Consider the following 25,800-nt stretch of genomic DNA (forward strand, 5'->3'; position numbering starts at 1 on the left):
AGTTACGTTTTGTAACTTATCTGTAACACAAATGTAACATAACATTTTTAAACATACAATATTTTTTTTACATTATTTTCCCCACCTACCGTTGGACTATCCCCCTTCAAACATGTAAGGAAAGAAACTTCTTTCCTTACGCGTTAAAATTAATTACATAGATAGCCCTTTTTTCAACAAAACACTATGAAAACGTGAGGACATTTATCTTCCCTTGTATTTTTATTTGCATCTAGTACTTTTGCTAGATGCTTTTTTTATGCCAAATATAATAAAAAAGGTATCCTCAAATACTTGAAGGATACCTTTTCACTTTTATTATCTCTGCTGTTTTCTACCTAATACGAGTAATCCAAAACTCATCATTACAAGAAATGCTCCCATATATGGTTCCACAGGCATTTTCTGTCCTGTCTTCGGTAATTCTTTTTCAGGTTTTTCTGGATTTGGTGTTCCAGGCTTCTCTGGATCTGTTGTTTCCGGTTTTTCTGGATCTGTTGTTTCAGGCTTTTCTGGATCCGTTGTTTCCGGTTTTTCTGGATCTGTTGTTTCAGGCTTTTCTGGACCTGGTGGTGCTAAATGACTCAATTTGTTTAACACTTCTAATTGAACCGAACTTATCATTCCTTTTGTAATTTCAAATGGAATTGGATTAGTTAATTTTTCATATCCTTTTGGTGCTTCTACTTCTACAAGTGTGTAGTTACCTACAGATAGATCTGAGATTTTTGCTTTTCCAGCTTTATCTGTCGTTACTTTCGCTACTACTTTGCCCTTTTCATCATGAACTTCAAACACAGCTCCTGCTAATACTTCCTTGCTTTCAGCAGCCATTTTTGTAATGTCCACTGAACCTTTGTCTAACTGCTCATTCTCTACTTTCAATGATAAGACTTTCGTCATACCTTTTTGGATTTCAAACGATACTGGTTCTGTTAATTGTTTGTAACCTGGTAAGCTTGCTTTTTCTACTAATTTATACTTTCCTACTGATAAATCTGAAATTATTGCTTTTCCATCTTTATCTGTCGTTACTTCGGTTACTACTTTACCTTGCTCATCTTGTACTTCGAAGACTACGCCTTCTAATACTTTTTGGCTATCTTTATCTACTTTTGTAATTTCTACGTTACCCTTGTCTAACATTTCATTTTCTACTGTTAAAGCAAGAGATTTCGTCATACCTTTTTCAATTTGGAAAGTAATCGGATCTACCAATTGCTTATATCCTTTTGGTGCCTTTACTTCTACTAGCTTGTATGTGCCAACTGATAAATTAGTAACTTGTGCTTGTCCTTTTTTATCTGTCGTTATTTTAGCGACTACTTGTCCTGCTTCATCTTGAATCTCAAATACTGCATCAGCTAAAGCATCTTTCGTTTCTTTGTCTACTTTTGTAATTTCTACATTCCCTACATCCACTAATTCATTTTCGACAGTCAATTGTAATGCTGTAACTCTACCTTTTTCAATTTCGAATGAAATTGGTTTTTCAAGTGGCTTGTATCCTACTGGTGTTTCTACTTCTACTAACTCATACTTTCCAATAGATAAATCTGAAATGTTTGCTTTTCCTTCTTTATCCGTTTTTACTTTCGCAACTACTTTTCCTTTTGAATCACGTACTTCAAATACAACATTTTCTAATGGTGCTTTACTGTCTTTATCTATTTTTGTGATTTCTACATTCCCCGTATCTACCATTTCATTTTCTACAGTGAACGCTAAAGATTTTGTCATACCTTTTGTAATTTCAAATGGTACAGGCTTTTCTAATTTTTTGTAACCTGGTAAACTCTCTACTTCTACTAGCTTGTACTTTCCTACTGATAAATCTGCAACTGTTGCTTTTCCAGCTTTATCTGTCGTTACTTTCGTTACTACTTTGCCTTTTTCGTCTTGAACTTCAAAGACTACACCTGCTAACGGCGCCTTATTATCTTTATCTATTTTTGTGATTTCTACATTTCCCGTATCTACCATTTCATTTTCTATTTTTAATGATAGAACTTCTGTCATGCCTTTTTTGATTTCAAACGATACTGGTTCTGTTAATTGTTTGTAACCTGGTAAGCTTTCTTTCTCTACTAATTTGTATTTTCCTACAGATAAGTCTGAGATTTTTGCTTTACCATTTTTATCTGTTTTTACTCCTGTTACTACTTTTCCTTGCTCATCTTGTACTTCGAAGACTACACCTTCTAATACTTTTTGACTGTCTTTATCTACTTTTGTAATTTCTACTGAGCCTTTGTCTAACTGCTCATTCTCTACTTTTAATGATAAGACTGTCGTCATACCTTTTGTAATTTCGAATGATACTGGCTCTGTTAGTTTTTTGTAGCCTGGTAAATTCTCTACTTCTACTAGTTTATAACTTCCTACAGATAGATCTGAAATTTTCGCTTTTCCTTCTTTATCTGTTTTTACTTTCGTTACTACTTTCCCTGCTTCATCTTGGATTTCAAAGACTACGCCTGCTAATGCATTCTGGCTATCTTTGTCCACTTTTATAATTTCTACTGAACCTTTATCTACTAATTCGTTCTCTACTTTTAGTGATAAAACTTCTGTCATACCTTTTTTAATTTCAAACGATACTGGTTTTGCTAGTTTTTTATATCCTGGTAAGCTTTCTACCTCTACTAGCTTATATTTCCCTACTGATAAATCTGAAACGTTTGCTTTTCCTTCTTTATCTGTCGTTACTTTTGTTACTACTTTATCTTTTTCGTCTTGCACTTCGAATGTTACGCCCGCTAATACTGCGCCACTTTCTTTGTCCACTTTTGTAATCTCTACTGAACCTTTATCTAACAGTTCGTTCTCTACTTTCAATGATAAAACTTTCGTCATACCTTTTTTGATTTCAAACGATACTGGTTCTGTTAATTGTTTGTAACCTGGTAAGCTTTCTTTCTCTACTAATTTGTACTTTCCTACTGATAAATCAGAGATTTTTGCTTTACCATTTTTATCTGTTTTTACTCCTGTTACTACTTTGCCTTGCTCATCTTGTACTTCGAAGACTACACCTGCTAGTACTTTTTGACTGTCTTTATCTACTTTTGTAATTTCTACGTTACCCTTGTCTAACATTTCATTTTCTACTGTTAAAACAAGAGATTTCGTCATACCTTTTTCAATTTGGAAAGTAATCGGATCTATTAATTGTTTATATCCCTTTGGTGCTTTTACTTCTACTAATTTGTATGTGCCAACTGATAAATTAGTAACTTGTGCTTGTCCTTTTTTATCTGTCGTTATTTTAGCAACTACTTGTCCTGCTTCATCTTGAATCTCAAATACTGCATCAGCTAAAACATCTTTATTTTCTTTGTCTACTTTTGTAATTTCTACATTTCCTGTATCCACTAATTCATTTTCGACAGTTAATTGTAGTGCTGTTATTCTACCCTTTTCAATTTCGAATAAAATTGGTTTTTCAAGTGGTTTGTATCCCGCTGGTGTCTCTACTTCCACCAACTCATACTTCCCAATGGATAAATCTGAAACATTTGCTTTTCCTTCTTTATCCGTTTTTACTTTTGCAACTACTTTTCCTTTTGAATCACGTACTTCAAATACAACATTTTCTAATGGTGCTTTACTATCTTTATCTATTTTTGTTATCTCGACATTCCCTGTATCCACCATTTCATTTTCTACTTTTAATGATAGGACTTCGGTCATGCCTTTTTTAATTTCAAATGATATTGGTTTTTCTAGCTTTTTATAACCAGGTAAACTTTCTACCTCTACTAAGTCATACTTTCCTACAGGTAAATCTGAAACATTTGCTTTTCCAGCTTTATCTGTTGTTACTTTTTTAACTTCATTACCCTTTTCATCTTGGACGATGAATATTACTCCCGCTAATGGTGCTTTATTATCTTTATCAACCTTTGTTATCTCGACATTTCCCGTATCTACCATTTCATTTTCTATTTTTAATGATAGAACTTCTGTCATACCTTTTTTGATTTCAAACGATACTGGTTCTGTTAATTGTTTGTAACCTGGTAAGCTTTCTTTCTCTACTAATTTGTACTTTCCTACTGATAAATCAGAGATTTTTGCTTTACCATCTTTATCTGTTTTTACTTCCTTTACTACTGTTCCAGCTTCATCTTGCACTTCAAAGATTACGCCTTTTAATGCTTTTTGACTGTCTTTATCTACTTTTGTAATTTCTACTGAGCCTTTATCTAACTGCTCATTCTCTACTTTCAATGATAAGACTGTCGTCATACCTTTTTTAATTTCAAATGATACTGGATCTGTTAGCTTTTTGTAACCTGGTAAGCTTTTCGTCTCTACTAATTTGTATTTTCCTATTGATAAATCAGAGATTTTTGCTTTACCATCTTTGTCTGTTTTTACTTCTGTTACTACTTTACCGTTTTCATCTTGCACTTCGAAGACTACGCCTTCTAATACTTTTTGACTATCTTTATCTACTTTTGTAATTTCTACTGAACCTTTATCTAACAGTTCGTTCTCTACTTTCAATGATAAAACTTTTGCCATACCTTTTTTGATTTCGAACGATACTGGTTCTGTTAGCTTTTTGTAACCTGGTAAGCTTTTCGTCTCTACTAATTTGTACTTTCCTACTGATAGATCTGAAACGTTTGCTTTTCCATCTTTATCTGTTGTTACTTTTCTTACTACTTCACTTTTCTCATTTTGGACTTCAAATTCGACTCCCGCTAATACTGCGCCGCTTTCTTTGTCCACTTTTGTAATTTCTACATTACCTTTGTCTACCATTGCATTTTCTACTGTTATTGGGAATATGCCGTCCCCTGTTACATTTACTTCGAACTCTTTTTCTTTTAATTGGTATCCTTCTGGTGCTTTCGTTTCTTTTAAAATATATTTCCCTGGTACTAACGGTTTAGAAATTGCCTTACCATCTTTATCTGTAACAATATGTTCGACTACTACACCGTCTTTTACTATGTCAAACTCTGCATTTGCTAATGGCTTTTCACCATTTTCCGAATCAATTTTCTTTAATTCAATTTGACCCTTTTGTATAGTATTTTTAATTTCAATTGTTTTTGTTTCTCCAGCTTGAAGTGTAACCTCTACTGGTTCTTTTAATTTTTGATATCCTTCTGGTGCTACTATTTCATAAACTTTATACGTCCCAGGAGCTAAAGTTTGAGGTACTGAAAAACCTTTTTCGTCCGTTTTCAGTTTTGCAACAACTTCATTTGCACTATTTCGAACTTCAAATTCGGCACCTTTTAACCCTTTATTCGAATCCTCAGCATCTATTTTATGAATTGATACTGTACCGTCTTTTGGAGTTTCAGGCGGCGTAACAGTTACTTCTTTCGATGTTAATTTCTTATCATCAAAATGTAATTCTGCCTTATTAGGAATCTTCTTATCTACGTAAGAAGATAAGTCTGCATTAGCTTTAATTTTCGCCTTAATATTCAAGTTAATTATCTGGTCTTCATATGATTTATAGTCAAAGTTCTCACCGAACGTAAATGTCACTTCACTTTTTTGTTTATCTATCTTTAATGTTCCTTTAGAAGTAATATCTTGACCATTTTGATCATACACTTTCGCCTCTAATACTTCTAATACATCTTCTAAATCATCACTAATTACCATAGATGTGTACTTAGGCGGATCTTTCGGTATATGTGTACCAACTTGATATTGAATAGGTTGATCCACTTGCGTTAACTGCTGATGCTCTACAAGCTTACCATTCTCATCAACTATATTTTTTTCAATGCTAGGTGGATTATCGTCACCTGAACCGGATCCTCCCCCACCACTTACAAATACTTGTCCTACTTTTTCTTCAGTTTTAATATTTTTACCTTCTAATTTCACAGTATTTTTATGAGGTTTTGCAGCAGGATTTGTAACCTTTGTTTTATATCTTAAAATATAGCCTTTGGAACTGTCTGGAAATTCAATTGTAAATCCAGCCTTTGTCGCATTAATTTTAATGTTAGATAAATCTGCTGGCTTAATATTTGTTGGTGCATAACCATCTTCAAATACAGCCTCTTCTAATACTACGCTGTCTGTAATTAACTCATGCCCAGGTCCTAATGTATCAGTTAATTTCAGATCTTGCATTTCTGTTCCAGTTGCATTTACATATACAAGCCAATCAGCAATGGACGGATCTTCTTGATTATAAGAACCCCATTTCAATAGATTATCTGTATTGGGCTGTGGCTTCGGTCTCTCTGTAGTATTACTTACATTTACTTCTTTATTTACGATTTGACCATCAACATTAAATTCTAATGGAATTTCTTTAACACCATCATATGCTTCTAGACCAAAGTAGAATTCTACGAATAAAGAACCTTTAATGTTATTCTTTCCTTCTACGTAATCACCCATAGTACATGTTAATAGGCCCTTTTTCATCTCACATGTACCAACTGTTTTTCCTTCAGCATCTTTTAAAGGAAAACTCATATTCATAAGGTCTTTTCGAAACTCTTTTGGCATATCAATTGTGAATTGATCTCCACTTTTTATTTTTTCTTTAGCTGACCACTTCACTTCTACTTTCATACCATCTGAGGCTTGATACGGTTCAGATGTCGTGCCATCAGTACGGGAAATATTAATTTCGTCCACTGGACTTTTCATCACAGCAGCTTGAATAACTGGAGCCCACACATTCAGCACTGAAAATAATACTAGAAAAACTAATGAAACCATTGAAATATGCCTTTTAGTACTTTTCATTTGCATAGTTCCCTCCTATTTTTTATATTTATATAACAAAAAAAGACCGTCCGGTTGCATCAAAAATGTGCAACCAGACGATCTTAGTAACCAATATGTATTACCGTAGACTCTAAGCTTTGCGGCCTATCCTTTCGAATAGTGTGCTAAAAATATCTTTTATTCTTTTTTTGTTTCATTTTCCTCTTAAACCAAATATTACTATACCGTCTGGACGGTTATAATTCAACACCCTACAAAATTGTTCTATTATTCTAACAAAAAAAATAATTCACCACTGGATTAAATAACCAATGGTGAATTATCTTATATTATATAGTTAGTATATTCTACTTATATGAATTATTAATAAGAGCTTGAATCACTTTTTCTCTTAACTCGGGGCTTAGTCTTCCAATCCCTAAACATTCCGAATACCATAATCCATCTGCTGCTAATCTAATAATTGTGGCACAAACTGAATCTATTTCATCATTTTCTATCTTATTCTGAAGTTGGTGAAATGCTTGTTGTAATGGCTCAAGTAATTCAGGTTTTAACATTAATGCTGTCATCATACTACTAGACAGCTCTTCTGATCTTCTCTCATTACTTAATCTTTCCTCTACAAAAGAGCGAACCCATCTTCCTTTTCTCTCTGAGTCTTCCTCTACTTTATTGTAAATAGCGTCTTGATACTCCTCCGTTCCTTTGAGTATCATACCTTCTATTAAAGCTTCTTTATTTGAAAAGTGATACAACAATCCACCTTTACTTACTCCCGCCTCTTTTGCCACTGCTTCTAAGGTTAATTTAGCAACCCCTTTATATTGCACAATTTGAGAAGCAGCTGATAAAATTTTTTGCCGTGTTATGCTTGTACTCATTCCTTTTTAAAACCCCATTTCGACTAAAATTATATAAATACGTATCTTATTTTTAATATTGTTGAGTACTACTAAGTATTTTCTTTATACAACAAAAGCTTCATTACCTTTGAATTTTTAGTTACTTATTCTATTAAAAATTTCCATATCATTCAATATGATAACATCAAATACACAACACTGACTATACATCTATACTTTTATATTCATTTCTAATATATTCATGAATAGGATTTATTAGTTTAGCTTTTCCTATTACTTTATCACCTTTATTAGTTTATCTTATTAGACAACTGTAATTCTTTCAGTACTAAATAAAAAATGTTATTCCTCCCGTTGAATGGAGGAATAACATTTTTTATTTATAAACTACTTAACAAATTTGATTCCAACTAGCATCCTTCACATCTTCACTAGTCGGTTTTCTAACTGATTTCACAAAACATTCCTCGCAAGCACCGAACGTAATGAAATTTTTCTGTGCTTGTCTTAACGAAGGTTCATTTGCCCCGCCTTCAAAGTCAGGATCGTTAAACTGAACCTCATCATCTTCCCAATAACATATACTGCAAATTTCATATGTACCTGGTGGTTCTTCTTCTATTGTTTTATACCCACAACACGGACAAGTGTATTTCATGTTCCCACTCCATTACTAACTTGTTTTTTCTCCCATATATCCCGACCCACAAAGAATGTAACAGCACAAATCATAGTTATCCCCATGAAAAAAACATTGGAATCTTCATATGTATTTGGAATCCCTACCGTTATGAAAACAATACTAAAAGCTAAGAGTAAATATAATAATACAGATATAATATAGCTAAATTTAAATCGTAAAATGATACCTCTAAACAATATCTCACCAAGAAGACATCCACCTAAAATAATAGGTACTCCGAAATACAATGTAAGGACTCCCATTTGCGAAATAGATTGAATTATCTTTCCAAGTATGTTCGGCGAAATCATCTCATTATTTTTTCCCATCCTATCATATAAATCAAGTGCCGTTGCTGAAATAAAGAAACTTAATATAGAAAATGAATACGGAATTAAAAATTTGCTCACTCTCATTCACCTCACTTTTTTCCTTTCATATATATTATTCACTATTTTCTATCATTTTCACATAAAAAAATAACCCTCTATGATAAAACATAGAGGGAAGAATTTCTATATAAAAACCTATACCTTATCCTGAAGTGAATTCCGAAAACAGAACACATATCAAAACACCTAAACCATCTGCTCCCTATATTCGGTTTAGATGTTTTATCCCGCTATTTGCGGGCAGTAAGACCCCCACCTCAAAATTTAGCGAAAGCAAAGAAGTTAGGTGAGGAATCAACTGCCCGTAAACGCCCGATTAGTTGAACTTTATTAGAAAGTAGTACCTTCTTTTTTGTAATATTCTTTTGAAATCTCTTCATAAAACGCTGCCGATGTCGAATAGAAGTAAGGTGCTAACCATAAGAAACCGATTCCTATAGTAAGAATACTTAAGATGAACCAGCCAAGGAAACTTAAGCATAGTAAAAAGTAATCCATTTTATGTCCGTTCATCATATGGCGACTTTCGGTAATTGCTTGATTCGCTGTGTATTCTGGATGATCATTCAAAATAAAATACGTCATAGAATAAGAAAATGATTTAATAATACCCGGAATAATAAGAAGTAATGTCCATAGAATTACGTATACATACATTAGTAAATATGTTAAAAATGCCTTCATAAACTTACTTCCATCGCTAAACCATCTAAATACATGACCAATACTAGCATTAGTTCCACGAATTACATTTAAAACTAGGTAATAAGCACCCGTTGTTAACGGACCGATAATAAGCATTGCAATAATAGTTACTGTAAGCGAATCACTTGCTTCTTCCCAACCCCAAAACATTGAGAAAATACCTGTGGTTAGAAATTCCACAGCTCCAATAAGAATTCCAATTAATAAGGTTGCTCCTACTGCTAATCCCCATTTTCCTTTTAATGCATCAAGTGCTTCTCTTTTCAACTGACTTATCATACATAGCCTCCTAATATTATTTCTACATTAATATACCATTTATATCAAATATTTTACGAATTTCCCTGAAATAGAAGTATACTTCCTTTTCCCTGATACATATTCATTTATGTGCGCTGTAGTCCTCATATATGGATTGGACTAAAGAAAACTTAGTTCAATTGTAAACTACTCATTTCTCTATAAAAAAGCCTGCCTATCATACTAGGCAAGCCTTTTTAAGCTAATCCTCACTTATTCTCTTCTTATACCAATCCTGCATTCTCTCTGCATCTTCTACTCTCGTATGCTCTAATTTATAATTCGATGATGCACTAGAAAACTTATACGTACATAAGTCTACGCGGCGCTGGAAATATGATTGTGTCTTCTCCATTGATTGGACGTGTCTTCTTCTTACAAGTCCTGTATATTTTCCAATACTACGATACACAATTGTAATTTGTTCTCCGTTTACACCGTAACCATTTGTTTTAAATGTTGCGTATCCAAGTGTAAAGATGAGGATCACGAGCGGTAATAATGCCCACATGATGTAATACTTTTCAAAGTATATGCTGATTCCCGTCAGCGGGATTGCTAGCATGGCGAAGAAGATGAAACTATCAATGAGATAGCGCCGCAATGCTGCTTTTGGTAATGAAATAATGTTTGTATTCAGTTCGTATGGTAATTGTAAATGGGTGAGTAACTGTTGCACGCGATCTTTTCGAATGATAGGATGTAGCGTAACTTTTTCTTCTTTTCCTTCACTTTGAATGACTTCTACTTGCACAGCACAATAACCGAATGGTTGGCGTAATATACCTTCTTTTATCGTAATACCTTGAATGCGGTGTAACTTTAATACGAGTTCTTTTTTCTCAAGTAATCCTTGCGAAATACGGACTTCATCATTTTTTCGATTGACTGTGAAATCCCCATGTTTTAACGCATATCCAATTGTAGATATAATCCAAGAAACGACAAGTAAAATAGCTACCATGTAAATCCAGCCATATATATCATGATCCATAACATAAGACTCTACGCTATTTTTGATCCATTTCGGAATATACTCGTCCACTTGGTTATAAGCGAAAAATATTAAAGAGAATAATAATCCAAATTGACCAGATGTAACAGACGCTATTAAAATCTCTTTCCACGTTAACTTGTACTCTGTCGTTTGTTTTTCCTCTGTAATAATTTCTTTTTGTACTACTTCTTCTGATGTTTCTTCTACTTTTACTACCGAGGTTGGCTCATTTAACATTGTAATAAGCTTTGTTGCCTCTTCTACCGTAATACCAGCTAAACTAACTTCCGGCTCATTTCCTCCGCCAGCTGTTTCAATTTTAATTTTCTTTAGTCCTAACACTTGGTACAGCATGCCTGAACTTGTATTAATCGTTTGAACACGTTCTTTATTTAAGTAGCTCTCCTTCTTCACAAAGAGCCCTTCTTTAATATGTAATACGTTATTTTCGACCCAATATACTTTGTAGTACCAGCCTACGATAGCTGAAACAATCGTGATTACCGCAAAACCGATAGGAACTAAATACCAAAATGGAAACTTTCCTTTTAAACTAAAAAGAAAAATAATAAATGGTATAAAATCTGTTATTTTTAATTCTAATAACATCGTGATTGGATGCTGCCTCTTATACATCCTCATCACTCACTTTCGCTAATTCTGCGATTTTCGTTTTCAACATTTCTGCCTCATACATCGTTAAGCCTGGGATACTATGAGAAGTCGCCGCTGTTGAAATGTGTAATTCTGCTAATCCGTATTTCCTCATAATTGGCCCTTGTTCAATCGTAACGTGCTGCACACGAATCATCGGTACTAATACACGTTTTACGACGAAAAGACCGTGCTGAATTTCAAGTTCTTCTTCATTTAGTTGGTAGCTATAGTAACGTTGACGCAATTTCGGGAATGTAAAGTAATCAAACGGCGTATATACAATTGTTAATCCGATGAGCACATAAAAAATCCAAGCCCACCAATTAAACTTAATCATAAAGAAAAGATATGCCAAAATGACGATAATACTAATTCCTAACTCAATTAAGGAACGCGTTTTCCACACCTTGACCATGTCAGGGTGAATTTCATTTTTCAATGGATCCATGTAACCACTCCAAATCTAGTAATCTAATATATGAATACTCTCAATCTATATTTTATATAACTTTACAGAAAATTGAAATTTAATTATCTTTCTTCTCTGGAATAAAATATCCGAACCAAAGTAACCAAATGAAACCGATTAACTTCAGCCAACTTCCATCCGCCTGAAAAGCCTCTATCATACCTGGAATTTTATACACTCCAATAAATCCAAGAAAACCGAGCCACCAGTTTTTTTGCATTTTCATTTTTATTCCTCCTTTATGACGTTTTTCACATTTCGAATCCAAATTTCTTTATACTTTAACTGGAATCCCATGAGCATGTAGTTGCTCATATTATCGATAACGAGCGCTAACGTATGAGCATTCTCTTCTGTTGCATGTTGTGACACAACGTCAAGTTCTACACCTTGCTTTAATAAATCATGAAATCCATTTAAAAACTCTTCTTGTATTTCAAATAAACGTTTCTGATACTTCTCATTTCGCGCCGCAGTTACGATAAATTCATTTATGACGCGTAATATACCTTCCTGTCCTTCATACTCAGACAACATATGTAAACCATCTGCAATTAACTTTTTTGCAAAATTTTCTTTCGTATATTGATCTTTATCGAAGTAAGAAGAGAAATGATACCCAGAAAAAATTTCTTCAAATAAAAAATCTACTAACGCTTCTTTAGAAGAAAAATGATAGTAAATGGCCGGTTTTGAAATACCTACCTCTTTCGCAATCATGGAAAGGCTCATTTTCTCAATACCGTGCTCTGCCATAAGTTTAAATGACGCCTCTACAATGTTCTGCGATGTTTGTAAATTCTTTGTCATACTGTACCTCACTTGTTTTTACTTACCGGTCGGTAAGTAAATTATAAAATGAAACGAAATGATTTTCAAGTTAGTTAGCGCTTTAGAAGGGGGTTATTGGTAAATGTAGAAAAACATAAAGTAAAAGCAACATATAACAATAAGGAGGATGTTCATATGGGACTTGGTGGTAAAGGCGGTAGCGGCGGAACTGGCGGCGGTGAAGCTGGACAAGCTGGTAAAAGCGGATTTTCATTCATCATTGTACTCTTTATCGTATTAATTATAGTTGGAGCTAGCTATAGTGGACTTGGCTTCTAAGAAAAGGCGTCCTACATTACACATGTAGGACGCCTTCTTTTTAATCCCTATTCAACAATCGCATACGATAACAATTCATCGTCACTTCTCCAAGTCTTTGCAGTAATTGATAGTTCGCATATGCGCCGACCGGGGCACCGATTATCGGTACGAGCTGAAGCATTTTTGCTAAATCGATATAGTCTCGGTACTCTGTTTGGAACTTTTCCCAGTCCATATGATTTTCTTCTTCTGTATCCCACGTTTCGATGGCTTTCCATATTTCTTTTCTATGATCATCACTTGAAAAGGCGAGTTGGAAAACGTGAAGGATAAAAAGGCGCTCTTCTTTGTTACTCGTATCAAATCCGTACAACGTTGCTGCATCGAATAAAAATTTAATTTTAATGCCGAGTAAAAGCGGAAAGTCAGCAAGGCCAAGGAGAATACCACCAGCTCCAGTCCCTGCTCCTTCCGCCGCTGCTATTTTTTTGTACTCATCCATTTTTTTGCGTACTTCATCGTCACGTCTTTGCAGTGACCATGTCGTCTCTTTTAATTTCGGCTTTATAAAGTTTGATCCGGCGCTGATCGTTTGCACCATCATACGAATCGTCTCTGTTAACACCTTTTGTACTTTCGCCGGAATGAGCTGTTGTACTTTCGTCTGCACTTTTTTGGAGAACCGTGTCATCATAGAAGAATCTTTCATGAATGTAGCTTTCCACTGCTCCAATTCTTTTATAACCTTCTCTTCATATGTAATCATAGGTTCATTCCTTTCAATTTAAACGCTCAATGCGCTTCGCCCCGTATTGGTAAACGAAACCGATACTAAATAATATGCTTACGATAAGTAAAATTCCTGTCATCATGAAATCTTTCGTTGCTAGTGCAAATATAACTGTAAAGATTACGCTCCCGATGATTAGAATCGCGTTTAATAAAGTAAGAAAATCTTTCTTCTTTTCATCTACCTTTACTGGATACAAATCAAGCCAAATTTTCATGCGGTGATGTTTCCATAAAGTTAATAGCTGATAGCCGATTAAGTATAGGAAGATAAAACTCACGATGAATCGTCCATATAAAAATGGAATGAAGTAAAGAATAACTCCTCCAAGAGCGAGCAAACGCACATATAATCCAAAATAGTTACCTGATCTTAAAAATGTTCTCGTATATAAGTATAAATATGTACGCTTTTCGCCGATTATCGAAAGAATGAAATCAAGCCATTTCTTGCGGGATACTCTCTCTTTTAATGCTGGTACATCAACGAACATATTCGCAATGCGGTACAGTAACATCATCTTTTTACCTTCTTCAGAAATTAAATACTCCCAGTTCAGCGGCTTCCCTTTCACCATTTGATGCATGATAGCAAGGTATAACACCATGAATAGAACAATTCCGCCAATAAAAAGAACTGAAGTACGTTCTACAAGGAAATATACAAATAAACCGTTTAAGATAAAACGTATGAACCAATCCGCCTTTTGTACATTTTGATCTGTTAAAAAGGACTTTTCCCACGCTATAAATAAATTCCAAGCTTTCACAATGACAAACGCGATTACAATCCATATGTAAGCCGCTCCTGTTTGCTTCATTTGCTGGAAGTATAACGGGGCAAGCGCAGCTGCTACGATTGCGATTATGTATAACTGAATCATAAACGTAAAGAGAAAGGCCTTTGTGAAGTAAGGCTTTAGCTTCTCTTCAACTGGCAGTAAGTAAACAAGGTCTGCTTCTTTTAATAACGTTTGCATTGATCCAGCTGTTAAAACTAGTCCAATTAACACTGCCATCACGAGCGCAGTTGGAAACGAAGGTGTTAACGTTTGTAACCATTGTTGGTAATAATACGCTCCCGCACCGATGATAAACACGAAAATAAATTTCAAATGATCGTTAAATACGTATTTACTATATGTACGAACTTCTTTTAGAAAGTGACGAAATCGTTCTTTCCATAATGCTGTACTATTCATAATCTTCTTCCTTTGTTAAGGCAATATAAATATCATCTAACGTTGCACCTGGCATATTAAACTGTGATTGCAGTTCAGATAATGTTCCCATTGCTCTTACTTCGCCTTGATGTAAAATAATGAACGAATCACAATAACGCTCTGCCGTCGCTAAAATATGTGTACTCATTAAAATACCTGCGCCGCTCTTTTTCATTTGATCCATCATTTGAAGTAGAGATTGAATTGCTAACGGATCCAGTCCAACGAAAGGTTCGTCTACTATGTAAAGAGATGGCTCCACTAAAAATGCACTCATAATCATTACCTTTTGTTTCATCCCTTTTGAGAAATGAGATGGAAACCATTTTAAACGATTTTTCATACGAAATTCTTGTAATAGTTGTCCTACACGTTCTTCGTACTGTTTTTCATCGACACCGTACGCCATCGCTGTTAATTTCAAATGCTCTTCTAGCGTTAGCTCATCATATAATACCGGTGTTTCTGGAATGAATGAAAAGCTAGAACGGTACGCTGTCATATCATCACGAATTGTTTTCCCATTAATTGTGACAGTTCCTTTTTTCGGTTCCATTAAACCGATAATATGTTTAATCGTCGTACTTTTACCAGCCCCATTTAAACCGATTAAGCCGACAAGTTCGCCTTTATTCACAGAGAACGAAACGTCTTTTAATACAGGTCGTTTCGTATATCCTCCTGTAACATTTTCTACACGCAATAACTCGCTCATACGACACCACTTTCTTCATTAGTATTCATTCTATATTCATCTTACCAAAAATTGCGCTGTACTACATAGTATCGATGTGTTCAAAAAAAATTTAAATTTGTTAGCATATATTTTTACGAAAGCGGACATCATAATTAGTGAAGAAGGAACACATTGAAAAAGCAACCACCAATTGATGAGTATAACAACATAGTGAAGTCATCATGAAATGGGGTGTCCATGTTGGACAATGAAATTTACACATAACCAGATCATTTGTTTCATTTTCGAAACGGGGTGTCTCCGAAAGAGCATATACTGTTTTAAAAAATAAACAATTTCATTTTAAAAAGATTGCAATTCATTTCACTTGAAAATGGGGTGTCTACGGCAGAAACTTTAGCCGATTTACCATGCATTTCTTAAATAAATGGGGTGTCTGCGAAACGTAAATTACGATAATGCTTTTTCAATCCCTCTTCAGAAAACAGGAAGCTGACTCAGCTTCCTGTTTTTCGTGTTTGTTCTCTTATGTAATTATGGTAAAATACGGCTAAGGATATTTGAAAGGATGAGATCAATGAATCATACAGCAGACAATTGTATTTTTTGTAAAATCATTGACGGGCAAATCCCTTGCTCAAAAGTATACGAAGATGAACATGTGCTTGCATTTTTAGATATTAGTCAAGTAACAAAAGGACATACTCTTGTTATTCCGAAAGTTCACAAACAAGACATTTTTGCGTTAACGCCAGAAATCGCATCACACATTTTTTCTGTCGTTCCAAAAATCGCAAATGCGATTAAAGCAGAGTTTAATCCAGTTGGCTTTAACCTACTTAACAATAACGGTGAAAAAGCTGGACAAACTGTGTTCCACTTCCACCTTCATTTAATTCCACGCTACGGTGAAAACGATGGTTTCGGTGCCGTTTGGAAATCACACCAAAATGAATATACAATGGAAAATTTACAAAACATCGCAAGCACAATTGCAAATAGTGTGAAATAGTGACACTATAAGAAGACGTAATACATAACAAGCCAATTCCCCGAAGTAATTACATATTGCAAGGCTTGTTTCTTCACTCCATATACCGGGGTATACTTTTCTGTGCATAGCGCACTTACAAGAAGGAAAAGTTCTCTTTTCTTTCTCTTGTTTTAAAGATATGCATACTATTTCACATCATGAATACGAACGAAAAATAAGGAGGTCTCTTTTTATGTCAAAAGCTAAATCCTTTATTACAGGTGTCCTTTGCGGCGGAGCAGTTGCTGGATTAGCAGTTCTTTTCTCTACTCCTTCTTCTGGCAAAGCCATGCGCGGCAAGTTAAAAGAAAAAGGAAATGATATTAAAAAGACTTTAGCTGATATTACAGCTGATACAAAGTTATTAAAGCGTCAAATCGTTGAAACTGCTTCAGAAGGTAAAGAAGTGTTTCAAGAATTAAAAGACGACATGCAAGACACGCTTTCTAACTGGAAACAAGATATTTCTCAAAACAAGCGCCATATTGAAAAAGAAATTTTGGACATTCAAAAGTCAATTGAGAAACTACAAGAAGCTGTTCCAGAAAAAGCGTAAACAAATTCCTGCTTAGTTTTTGCATATAACAAATATTTTTTATATAAATTGACCTTAACACGGCATATCACATAGATATGCCGTGTTTTTATGCATTTACAATATATGTTAGCCATTAACATGTAAGGACAACACATGTACTCACGACTCATAAACCGCTTCCATAGTTATGCATGATTTGTATAGAATGTCATTTTTTTAAAAAATTTTCACAATTCTCACAAAAAGACTTTATTAATTTTTATTTTACTGGCATAATAGATAGTAATGAAAAAGAATGTTAAAGTGGGTGAGTAAATGAAAAGTGGAGAAAAAGATTACTCGGTAAAAGAAGCGATGATTTTCAGCCAACGCATTGCTCAATTATCGAAAGCGTTATGGAAATGTGTAGAGAAAGATTGGCAAATGTGGATTAAGCCTTACGATTTAAATATTAATGAGCATCATATTTTAACAATCGCTTATCATTTAAAAGGGGCTTCTATTTCTGAGATTGCTAAGTTTGGAGTTATGCACGTATCAACGGCGTTTAACTTCTCGAAAAAGCTTGAGGAACGCGGCTATCTTGTATTCTCGAAAAAAGAAGATGATAAACGAAATACGTACATTGAAATTACAGATAAAGGGGAAGAATTACTACTTCGCTTAATGGAGGAGTATGACCCTGAAAGTAATTCAGTGTTTAATGGGGCTCTTGCACTTCGTAATTTTTATGGGAAGTTCCCAGAAAATATCGAGCTGATTGCTATCTTGCGCAATATTTACGGACAAGACTTCATCGATATTTTTGAGAAATCATTAGAAGATATTGAGGAGAATTTTACGGAATCCGATCAGAAGTTAGTTAAGAAATAATCTATTTATTTTTTCGCACTCATGCGTAAGAATTCATTCATAAGTGGGTTAAATAAACCTTGTTTTGCTAGCGCTTCCGCAGTTTCGTTTACTTCGAGCTGATGTGGAAGCGCTTTTTCAAATTGATCTAACAGCGCATCGAACAATAAAAGGCCTTCTGCTTTCTCCGCTACATATTGTTCGTTCAATGTTTCACAAAGTTTCAGTATACGTTCAATATCTTTTTTACGAGCTTTTTTCTTTATGATTAAAGAATAAAATGGACACTTTTCTTCATCAATCATTTTAAATAGTAGGTCTACGTAGTATTCAGCTTGTTCTAATCTTCTAACAACGTCCATTTTCTCCCTCACTTTCTAACACAAAGTCTTCTATTTCTGAATTTTATAACACGAACAAAATATCGTATGATACAATATATAAAGTATATGTATTTTAGCCAAAAGGAGGTCTCGCCTCATGACACTTATAACAGTTGTTTTTGTCGCATTCGCACTTCTTGTTATATTTTACACGAATTTCATGACACATACACTGTGTGAACGAAAACAAATAGCTGCGAGCCGCCAGCCCGGTGTCTTTCGGGTTATTAATGTATGTATAACAATTTTATTAATTTCTAGTTATATAGAAATTATATTTCATGGAAAGTGAGGAAGGAAAGCCCCTTCCTCACTTTTTTCCTCTATAAGCAAATTATACCTACTATAACCAATAAAATAAACAGTACAAGTAATAAAATAAGTTGAGAATTCATCCCCATCCCCTCCTCTATTCTGTATATGCGGCATCCGCCCAATATGGCACACTTTCAAAATCTGACACGATATGGTTAATTTTTCTTTATCAATATGAAAACGAGTCGAAATATGATATATTAAACTTTGTACATATTGCTTATACTATAGAACAAATAACATTCATCAAAACTTTATCCTCAGCCTCGGTAAGCCCTGTTAAGCGCGCTTTACCAATATAAAAAGCAAAAGTATCAGTGAGACTTAATCGGGCTCTTATGAACTTAAGTTCATTGGTGTAGGATAAATTAAAAATACATAATAGTAGGAGTGTTTATCGAATGAAGAAAGCTATGCTTGCCTTAGCAGCAACAAGTGTAATCGCATTATCAGCATGTGGAACATCATCATCAGACAAAATCGTTACATCTAAAGCTGGTGACATTACAAAAGAAGAATTTTACAATCAAATGAAGACACAAGCTGGTAAACAAGTACTAAACAACATGGTTATGGAAAAAGTACTTATTAAAAACTACAAAGTAGACGACAAAGAAGTAGATAAAAAGCTCGATGAAACGAAAAAACAAGTTGGTGATCAATTCGATACACTGTTAAAACAACAAGGTATGAAAGAAGAAACATTTAAAAATATGTTACGTGCTCAATTAGCTCAAGAAAAAGCAATTGAAAAAACAATCACTGATAAAGAACTAAAAGAAAACTACAAACCTGAAATTAAAGCAAGCCACATTCTTGTAAAAGATGAAGCTACTGCGAAAAAGGTTAAAGAAGAACTTGGACAAGGTAAATCTTTCGAAGAGTTAGCGAAACAATACTCTGAAGATACTGGTTCAAAAGAAAAAGGTGGAGACTTAGGATTCTTCGAACATGGTAAAATGGTTAAAGAATTCGAAGATGCTGCTTATAAACTGAAAAAAGATGAAGTAAGCGAACCTGTAAAAACACAATTCGGTTATCACATCATTAAAGTTACAGACATTAAAGAGCCAGAAAAATCATTCGAACAATCTAAAGCAGACATCAAAAAAGAACTAATTGCGAAGAAAGCACAAGATGGTGCATTCATGAACGATCTTAGGATGAAAGAAATCAAAAAAGCTGACGTAAAAGTTGAAGATAAAGATTTGAAAGATCTTTTCGAAGAGAAAAAAGCTGACGAGAAAAAAGAAGAAAAGAAATAATGAAATAAAAAGCTCGGGCTTAGGCCTGAGCTTTTTGTATACCCTCTTCTCTCGGGAGCTATATCCATATTCGGTAAATGAAATTATATAGTTGGTCCTCTGAATGAATTATATCAGCGATTTTTCAAATATATCGACCGCAACTTCAATTATATCAGCGATTTTCGAAATATATCGACTTACCGACAAAAAACGACAACAAGCGTGACTCCCTCTACAAAAACAAAAAAACCTTGATCCACGTAGCATGGAACCAAGGTTTATCTTATTATCATTGATTAAATGAAAAAACTATGTTAAATTAGTACAGAAACACATTTCATAAAAAACAAGGAACGTATTTATCCGTATCTTAATTTTACACCAAAACACATCTTCAGTCAACCTCTATTTTTCACTTTTAAAGGAGTGCTACCGTATGAACAAAAAACTTGATCTAGAGCAAAAACGATTGGATACCGTGATCGAAACGATTACGCAGCAAATTGATAAACTGGAAAACGAAACTGGCAGACGCCGGGCAGAAGTAATCAACATCCGTAAACACTTTTGGGATGACGTTAAAGTGAACACGGATACTTTTGATGATTATCTTGAAACAGTTATCAACTTAAGGCAACAAGCTCAGTCCCTTGCTGTCACACAAATTACCCATAAGCACACCTTTAATCGACTTGCCGCATTAAGACGTATGCATAAAGCACCTTATTTCGGACGAATTGATTTCAAAGAAGAAGGTGAACCTGCCGCAGAGCAAATTTATATCGGCGTCGCTACGCTTACCGATGCAAGCGGAGAAAACTTCCTCATATACGACTGGCGTGCACCTATTTCGAGCGTTTATTACGACTATCCACCAGGACCAGCTGAATACAAAACACCAGGAGGCGTAGTTCGCGGTAATGTGGAGAAAAAATTACAGTACATTATTCAAAATGGCGAGATTGATTCTATGTTCGATACGAGCCTTACAATTGGCGATGAAATTCTGCAACAGGCGCTTGGAAAAGGTACAAACAAACATATGCAAAGCATCGTTGCTACGATTCAGCGCGAGCAAAATGAAATTATTCGTCACGATGAAGGCCGACTCCTTATCGTGCAAGGAGCTGCTGGTAGTGGTAAAACGTCAGCTGCCCTGCAACGCATTGCCTATTTACTATATAAATATCGCGAATGGCTAAAAGCGGACCAAATTATTCTCTTCTCCCCTAACTCTATGTTCAACAGTTACGTATCTAACGTACTGCCAGAACTCGGCGAAGAAAATATGCAGCAAGTCACATTCCAAGAATATTTAAACCATAGACTAAGTAAGTCATTTGATGTTGAGGATCCTTATGAGCAATTAGAATATATGCTAACTGAAACGAATAGCCCTGCTTATAAAACGAGAAATGCGAGCATTCGATTTAAAGCATCTACTCAATTTTTCGAAATGATTAGAGCGTACAGACAATCTCTTGAATCTTCAGGCATGCTATTTAGAGGAATGAAATTTAGAGGGAAATTGATTGCCTCTGCTAAAGAAATTACAGAGCAATTTTATAATACGGATTCCTCCCTCCGCTTCCATAATAGAATCGAGAAGTTAACGGATTGGCTAAACAAACAAATAGACGCAATCGAAAAAACAGAACTAAAAAAGCCGTGGGTAGAAGAAGAAATTGAATTACTTAGTAAAGATGAATATCAAAAAGCTTATAAATACTTACAGAAAAAAGGCGAGTTTGAAGACAACTCCTTTAATGATTATGAGAAAGAAACGAAAGTACTTGGGCGTATGATTGTCCGTAAAAAATTGAAACCGTTACGTAAAGGCGTTCAAACATTACGTTTCATCAATTTTACAGGCATATATAAACAACTCTTCACAGATGCATCATGGGTTACTGGAGAAAAGCCGAAAGAATGGGACGACATTTGCTCATTAACTGTGAACATGCTTGATGAAGGAAAATTATATTACGAGGATGCGACTCCATTTTTACTTTTAAAAGAACTAATTGAAGGCTTCCAAACGAATAGATCCATTAAACACGTACTCGTAGACGAAGCGCAAGACTATTCTCCATTTCAGTTCGAGTTTTTAAAACGTCTCTTCCCTGCCGCAAAAATGACAGTGCTCGGAGACTTTAACCAAGCGATATTTGCCCATGCGAGTGAAACAGTGAACTTCAATACACTTACTAGCTTATACGGACCAGATGAAACGAACGGCATCAACTTAACTCGTAGCTATCGTTCCACAAAACCGATTATTGAATTTACACGTGCTCTCGTACCGGAAGGAAAGAATATTAACGCATTTGAACGTGAAGGTGAGAAACCTACAGTGACGAAAGTATCGAACGACAGCGAACTGCACGACTGTATTTCTTCCAAAGTTGCTGAACTTCAAAAACAACAGCATAATACAATCGCACTTATATGTAAATCCGCAGCTGAAAGTGCCGCTGCCTACGAAGCACTTAATTATATCGAGAATATTAAACTCGTGAAAAGTAACTCCGCCGAGTATGAGCAAGGCATTGTCGTGATCCCAGCTTACTTAGCGAAGGGTATCGAATTTGACGCTGTTATTATTTATAATGCTTCTAAAGATGTGTACAGTGATGAGAGCGTTCGTAGATTGTTTTACACTGCTTGTACGCGAGCTATGCATGAATTACAACTTTATAGCGTTGGCGAGGTTAGTCCTTTTATACTCGGGGCTGCTTCAGAGAGCTTTGAACTTATTACAACACCTTGATACGAATCAAGGTGTTTCTTTTTTATGCAGGATTTACAACTTTAAAATAGAATATATCATTTTAGAAAAAAATAAGGAGTGGAAAAATGAATCATTATTTCATTGCTATTTATGACGGTGAGTTTCCTACCGAAAAATTACATACCATTTTACAATTGAACCCCACTTTTATTGATTTAAACGTCCGCACCATTTCAATTTCATCACCAAGACCTTTCACATTAGTAGTTGGAGAAGAAAACGATGCACTCACAACTGGACTTACAGATAAATACCACTTATTAACGAAGGAATTACAAGCACTTGAGCAGCAAGAAAATTACTACTACGTATACGATTATAAAATTAGAAAGACCATCGAGAATCCTACCGAAAAATGCTTTCCATTAGCAAAAATCAATATAAGCGTTACGAATTTCCATCAGATGATTCAAAAAGTAAAAGATTTAAAACGTCCTGTATTTGCAGGGTATAAAATCATTTCTCATGATTCGGATATACTGACAATTGATGTACTTCTTTCTTCTCATTTATTGGATCCTAACACTTCTGAAAAAGATACGGAAGAGTACGCCTATTTACAACAACTAGCTGAATCAATCTCTCGTTCTGAATTATGTACTTCTATAAAAGCAAGTGCACTTATTTAAACACGAAAAGAGGGTTATTTATCATAACCCTCTTTTGCTATCTATTTACGTTTGTACTTAATCAAAATAGTGAATTCTTTTTACATATAACAAAAACACCTTGATCATCATCAAGGTGTCCTCTTCATTCTAAATGACATACCCTTACGTCGATATACACTTAGTACGATTCCCATTAAAAGCGCATGAAATACAGTTGGTGTTAATCCATAACTAATAAAAGGTAAGGATATAGCAGTAATCGGTAATAAACCTAAAATCATACCAACGTTATAAAGGAATTGCACTACGAAAAGAGTCATGCCTCCAATGAGAAGCAATTTACCATACCGGTCATTTATTTTATAAGATATGACCACTAACCTTATTACAAAAAGAGAAAGAATCAAGAAAAGAATCAGTGCTAGCACATATCCATAATAATAAGTCAAACTTGCAAATACAAAATCAGTATCTGGATTAGGGACGAGCTTTACATCTCCGTATGTACCAAACCAACCTGCTGACGACATTACCTCTTTTAAACGTATATACATAAATCCTGCGCCCTGTGCATCACGCTCTGGATTTATATATGCTAAAAAGGTAGGCCAGTGATAACTTTTCACTGAAGACCAATAATAGAATACCCCGAAAATAAATAAACAAATGGGCACAGCTGTAATAATCACTATCTTTTTCTTTCCTAACCTACTCCACCAAAGCATAACAAATACCATCACAATATAAATAAACATTGTTGAAAGAGCTGAGCCAATTAAGAATAAATACAAAGAAAATAAATACAGAGCCACAAGATGGCTTACTTTTATCCTACTATTATTGAAAAAAGAAGCCCAAGCTAGAAAGAAGAAAGGTACCGCCATTAAACGACCAATTGCAATGGGACCGATTTTTATTAACGGTTCTCCAGCCACCGAAACATGCGGAAAACAGTATAACATTAACAAGATAAGTACGCCGATTGTATAAAACAACCACCCTAGTCTCTCTAGTTTCCGGTAATCAATCAGCATCATCCCTAACGCTGTTGCAATACCAAGAACAACAGATACCACCTTATTCATTAGTAAATCATTCATATATCCAAAAGCTATAACCGGCAAAAAACCTAATCCCATCGCAGCCACTAATAAACCAATTAAAAACCAATCAACCTTTGGCTTATGCAGTTTGTTAAGCTCTTGTCCAAGTTTGACCGGACTTCCCATTTGCTCAACAGCCTTATCTTCAGCAACTTCCTCACTTAATCCTTTCTCTACCCACATATTCTTCGCCTGTTTTAAGTGAAAATCTAGTTCCGCTGCTACTAAGCCCTTCGCTTCTTTTGATTTAATATGGTTCGTAACTTCCCTTAAAAAATGCTCCCCTTTTTTATTCAATTTTTTCTCACTCCTGTACTAATCCTTTTAATATAAATCGTGCCTTCGTAGCATTCTTCTCAGCCTTTCGCAGCATCTTGTTTCCTTTATCATTTAATTGATAATATTTAGCTCCTTCGTAATCCCAGCTAGATTGGATAAAGCGATTCTGTTCTAGACGATGTAATAAAGTGTATAGAGATCCTTCATCACCTTCGAATTTTTGAATTCCTCTCCCACGTAGTAACTGCATCAATTCATAACCTGTTTTTTCATTCATAAGAAGTTGCAACACTGCTAAAAGGATATCTTCTTCCTTTTCGGACGATTGATTGATTTTTTCGCGCACCCGCTTTCGATGCTGATCAGAAAAACTCAAATGTTTAAAAGTTGTATTCTCCATTGATTTTCGCAAGCCTTTTAATCGATCTTCCATTTGATTATTCCTCCAATCCTTTCTTCAATAGTTCCTTAGCTCTTTTCAATCTTGTTTTTATCGTGTTTTCCTTCACTTCTATTACCGTAGCAATCTCTTTAATTGATAATTCCTCATAATAAAATAGATAAATAATTTCTCGATATTTTATCGGTAAATTCATTACCGCAGAAGCAAGCCTACTATCCTCTGCATTTTGAATAACTGTTTGTTCCACACTTTCTTTTTGACTCGCCATATACGTAAAGTCATCCTCTGTAACGATAACTTTTTTGTTATACCAACTTTTTATATAGTCCTTACAATGATTGATTGCAATTCTCCATAACCATGTTTTTAAGTTCGAATTCCCTTTATATGTATGAAGAGATTTATAGCATTTCACAAATATATCTTGCGTTAAATCCTCCGCAACCTCTTTATTATTTACATATGAATACACAAGCTGTAAGACTTCTTGTCCATACTTGTTCATTATTTCATCGATAAGGTCCTCTTTATCTTCTATTTCAAACATCTCTACTGTTAATTCATCCACACTATTTCCTCCTTCCCATATATTAGACGACGCACTCTATGGAAAAGTTTTATACATTCATAAAAAAAAGAACGGTTAGCAATGT

At 34.7% G+C, this 25,800-nt stretch carries 24 protein-coding genes and 1 riboswitch; of the genes, 8 read left to right on the top strand and 16 right to left on the bottom strand.

Features of this window, described 5'->3' with window-relative positions:
- Positions 1–318 precede the first annotated feature (318 nt).
- The 9 genes from JDS81_RS09300 to JDS81_RS09340 form a co-directional block, all read right to left on the bottom strand.
- Entirely contained in the window at positions 319–6,747 is a 6,429-nt protein-coding gene (locus JDS81_RS09300; protein WP_097953166.1) for a SpaA isopeptide-forming pilin-related protein, read from the bottom strand.
- Positions 6,748–6,806: 59 nt separating this feature from the next.
- A riboswitch (cyclic di-GMP riboswitch) is annotated at positions 6,807–6,899 on the bottom strand.
- Positions 6,900–7,070: 171 nt separating this feature from the next.
- Positions 7,071–7,607, bottom strand: coding sequence for a TetR/AcrR family transcriptional regulator (locus tag JDS81_RS09305; RefSeq protein WP_097953165.1), 537 nt, complete (start codon positions 7,605–7,607; stop codon positions 7,071–7,073).
- Positions 7,608–7,980: 373 nt separating this feature from the next.
- On the bottom strand, positions 7,981–8,247 hold the full coding sequence (locus JDS81_RS09310; RefSeq protein ID WP_097953164.1) for a CPCC family cysteine-rich protein: 267 nt from the start codon (positions 8,245–8,247) through the stop codon (positions 7,981–7,983).
- Positions 8,244–8,687, bottom strand: coding sequence for a hypothetical protein (locus JDS81_RS09315; protein WP_081339513.1), 444 nt, complete (start codon positions 8,685–8,687; stop codon positions 8,244–8,246). The genes JDS81_RS09310 and JDS81_RS09315 overlap by 4 nt, the downstream gene beginning before the upstream one ends.
- 306 nt (positions 8,688–8,993) lie before the next feature.
- Entirely contained in the window at positions 8,994–9,647 is a 654-nt protein-coding gene (locus JDS81_RS09320) for a DUF975 family protein (protein WP_000625391.1), read from the bottom strand.
- Positions 9,648–9,870: 223 nt separating this feature from the next.
- Positions 9,871–11,301, bottom strand: a complete 1,431-nt coding sequence (locus JDS81_RS09325) for a PH domain-containing protein (protein WP_097953163.1) — start codon at positions 11,299–11,301, stop codon at positions 9,871–9,873.
- Positions 11,294–11,770, bottom strand: coding sequence for a PH domain-containing protein (locus JDS81_RS09330; protein ID WP_000371349.1), 477 nt, complete (start codon positions 11,768–11,770; stop codon positions 11,294–11,296). Before JDS81_RS09330 ends, JDS81_RS09325 begins: the two co-directional genes overlap by 8 nt.
- 79 nt (positions 11,771–11,849) lie before the next feature.
- The gene (locus JDS81_RS09335; protein WP_000783814.1) at positions 11,850–12,017 is read right to left on the bottom strand and encodes a hypothetical protein; all 168 of its coding nucleotides are present in this window, start codon (positions 12,015–12,017) and stop codon (positions 11,850–11,852) included.
- Between the two features lie 2 nt (positions 12,018–12,019).
- A complete protein-coding gene (locus tag JDS81_RS09340; protein WP_000164841.1) occupies positions 12,020–12,601 on the bottom strand; it encodes a TetR/AcrR family transcriptional regulator in 582 nt (193 codons plus the stop codon).
- Between the two features lie 156 nt (positions 12,602–12,757).
- Here JDS81_RS09340 and JDS81_RS09345 point away from each other — a divergent pair, with 156 nt between their 5' ends.
- Positions 12,758–12,901 carry a YjcZ family sporulation protein gene (locus JDS81_RS09345; RefSeq protein ID WP_079996609.1) on the top strand — a complete coding sequence of 48 codons (144 nt, stop codon included), beginning with the start codon at positions 12,758–12,760 and terminating at the stop codon, positions 12,899–12,901.
- 40 nt (positions 12,902–12,941) lie between these two features.
- On the opposite strand, the gene ecsC is transcribed toward JDS81_RS09345, so the two are convergent.
- From ecsC to ecsA, 3 genes are read right to left on the bottom strand one after another with little or no spacing between them, the layout of a single operon-like run.
- Positions 12,942–13,649: an ecs operon protein EcsC gene (ecsC, locus tag JDS81_RS09350; RefSeq protein WP_000634139.1), complete on the bottom strand. Its 708-nt coding sequence runs from the start codon at positions 13,647–13,649 to the stop codon at positions 12,942–12,944.
- 13 nt (positions 13,650–13,662) lie between these two features.
- Positions 13,663–14,874 (bottom strand): ABC transporter permease EcsB, encoded by a 1,212-nt coding sequence (gene ecsB / locus JDS81_RS09355; RefSeq protein ID WP_001089113.1) that lies wholly within the window; start codon positions 14,872–14,874, stop codon positions 13,663–13,665.
- A complete protein-coding gene (gene ecsA / locus JDS81_RS09360) occupies positions 14,867–15,610 on the bottom strand; it encodes an ABC transporter ATP-binding protein EcsA (RefSeq protein WP_001292604.1) in 744 nt (247 codons plus the stop codon). Before ecsA ends, ecsB begins: the two co-directional genes overlap by 8 nt.
- Before the next feature lie 559 nt (positions 15,611–16,169).
- Here ecsA and JDS81_RS09365 point away from each other — a divergent pair.
- The 3 genes from JDS81_RS09365 to JDS81_RS09375 all read left to right on the top strand — a co-directional run bounded on the left by JDS81_RS09365 (position 16,170) and on the right by JDS81_RS09375 (position 18,036).
- Complete coding sequence (locus tag JDS81_RS09365; protein WP_001016840.1) at positions 16,170–16,604, top strand: HIT family protein; 435 nt, start codon at positions 16,170–16,172, stop codon at positions 16,602–16,604.
- Positions 16,605–16,818: 214 nt separating this feature from the next.
- Positions 16,819–17,181, top strand: coding sequence for a YtxH domain-containing protein (locus JDS81_RS09370; protein WP_000030306.1), 363 nt, complete (start codon positions 16,819–16,821; stop codon positions 17,179–17,181).
- Positions 17,182–17,478: 297 nt separating this feature from the next.
- The gene (locus tag JDS81_RS09375; protein WP_000834919.1) at positions 17,479–18,036 is read left to right on the top strand and encodes an HTH-type transcriptional regulator Hpr; all 558 of its coding nucleotides are present in this window, start codon (positions 17,479–17,481) and stop codon (positions 18,034–18,036) included.
- 5 nt (positions 18,037–18,041) lie between these two features.
- On the opposite strand, the gene JDS81_RS09380 is transcribed toward JDS81_RS09375, so the two are convergent.
- Positions 18,042–18,377 (bottom strand): DUF1878 family protein, encoded by a 336-nt coding sequence (locus JDS81_RS09380; RefSeq protein ID WP_000383648.1) that lies wholly within the window; start codon positions 18,375–18,377, stop codon positions 18,042–18,044.
- 118 nt (positions 18,378–18,495) lie between these two features.
- Here JDS81_RS09380 and JDS81_RS09385 point away from each other — a divergent pair, with 118 nt between their 5' ends.
- The 4 genes from JDS81_RS09385 to JDS81_RS09400 all read left to right on the top strand — a co-directional run bounded on the left by JDS81_RS09385 (position 18,496) and on the right by JDS81_RS09400 (position 23,380).
- Entirely contained in the window at positions 18,496–18,690 is a 195-nt protein-coding gene (locus JDS81_RS09385; protein ID WP_000172690.1) for a hypothetical protein, read from the top strand.
- Positions 18,691–19,114: 424 nt separating this feature from the next.
- Positions 19,115–19,978, top strand: coding sequence for a peptidylprolyl isomerase PrsA (gene prsA, locus JDS81_RS09390; RefSeq protein ID WP_199688507.1), 864 nt, complete (start codon positions 19,115–19,117; stop codon positions 19,976–19,978).
- Positions 19,979–20,396: 418 nt separating this feature from the next.
- The gene (helD, locus tag JDS81_RS09395) at positions 20,397–22,730 is read left to right on the top strand and encodes an RNA polymerase recycling motor HelD (RefSeq protein ID WP_097953161.1); all 2,334 of its coding nucleotides are present in this window, start codon (positions 20,397–20,399) and stop codon (positions 22,728–22,730) included.
- 86 nt (positions 22,731–22,816) lie between these two features.
- Positions 22,817–23,380: a hypothetical protein gene (locus JDS81_RS09400; RefSeq protein ID WP_001017089.1), complete on the top strand. Its 564-nt coding sequence runs from the start codon at positions 22,817–22,819 to the stop codon at positions 23,378–23,380.
- Positions 23,381–23,490: 110 nt separating this feature from the next.
- Here JDS81_RS09400 and JDS81_RS09405 read toward each other — a convergent pair whose 3' ends face one another.
- Genes JDS81_RS09405 through JDS81_RS09415 form a run of 3 tightly spaced genes read right to left on the bottom strand, consistent with a single transcriptional unit; the run spans position 23,491 to position 25,715 of the window.
- Positions 23,491–24,762, bottom strand: a complete 1,272-nt coding sequence (locus tag JDS81_RS09405) for an FtsW/RodA/SpoVE family cell cycle protein (protein WP_097953160.1) — start codon at positions 24,760–24,762, stop codon at positions 23,491–23,493.
- A 7-nt stretch (positions 24,763–24,769) separates the two neighbouring features.
- Positions 24,770–25,177 carry a PadR family transcriptional regulator gene (locus JDS81_RS09410; RefSeq protein WP_000390179.1) on the bottom strand — a complete coding sequence of 136 codons (408 nt, stop codon included), beginning with the start codon at positions 25,175–25,177 and terminating at the stop codon, positions 24,770–24,772.
- A 4-nt stretch (positions 25,178–25,181) separates the two neighbouring features.
- The gene (locus JDS81_RS09415) at positions 25,182–25,715 is read right to left on the bottom strand and encodes a sigma-70 family RNA polymerase sigma factor (RefSeq protein WP_097953159.1); all 534 of its coding nucleotides are present in this window, start codon (positions 25,713–25,715) and stop codon (positions 25,182–25,184) included.
- Between the last annotated feature and the right edge of the window lie 85 nt (positions 25,716–25,800).

The organism is Bacillus cereus group sp. N31 (assembly GCF_016483245.1).
GTDB classification, from domain to species: domain Bacteria; phylum Bacillota; class Bacilli; order Bacillales; family Bacillaceae_G; genus Bacillus_A; species Bacillus_A toyonensis.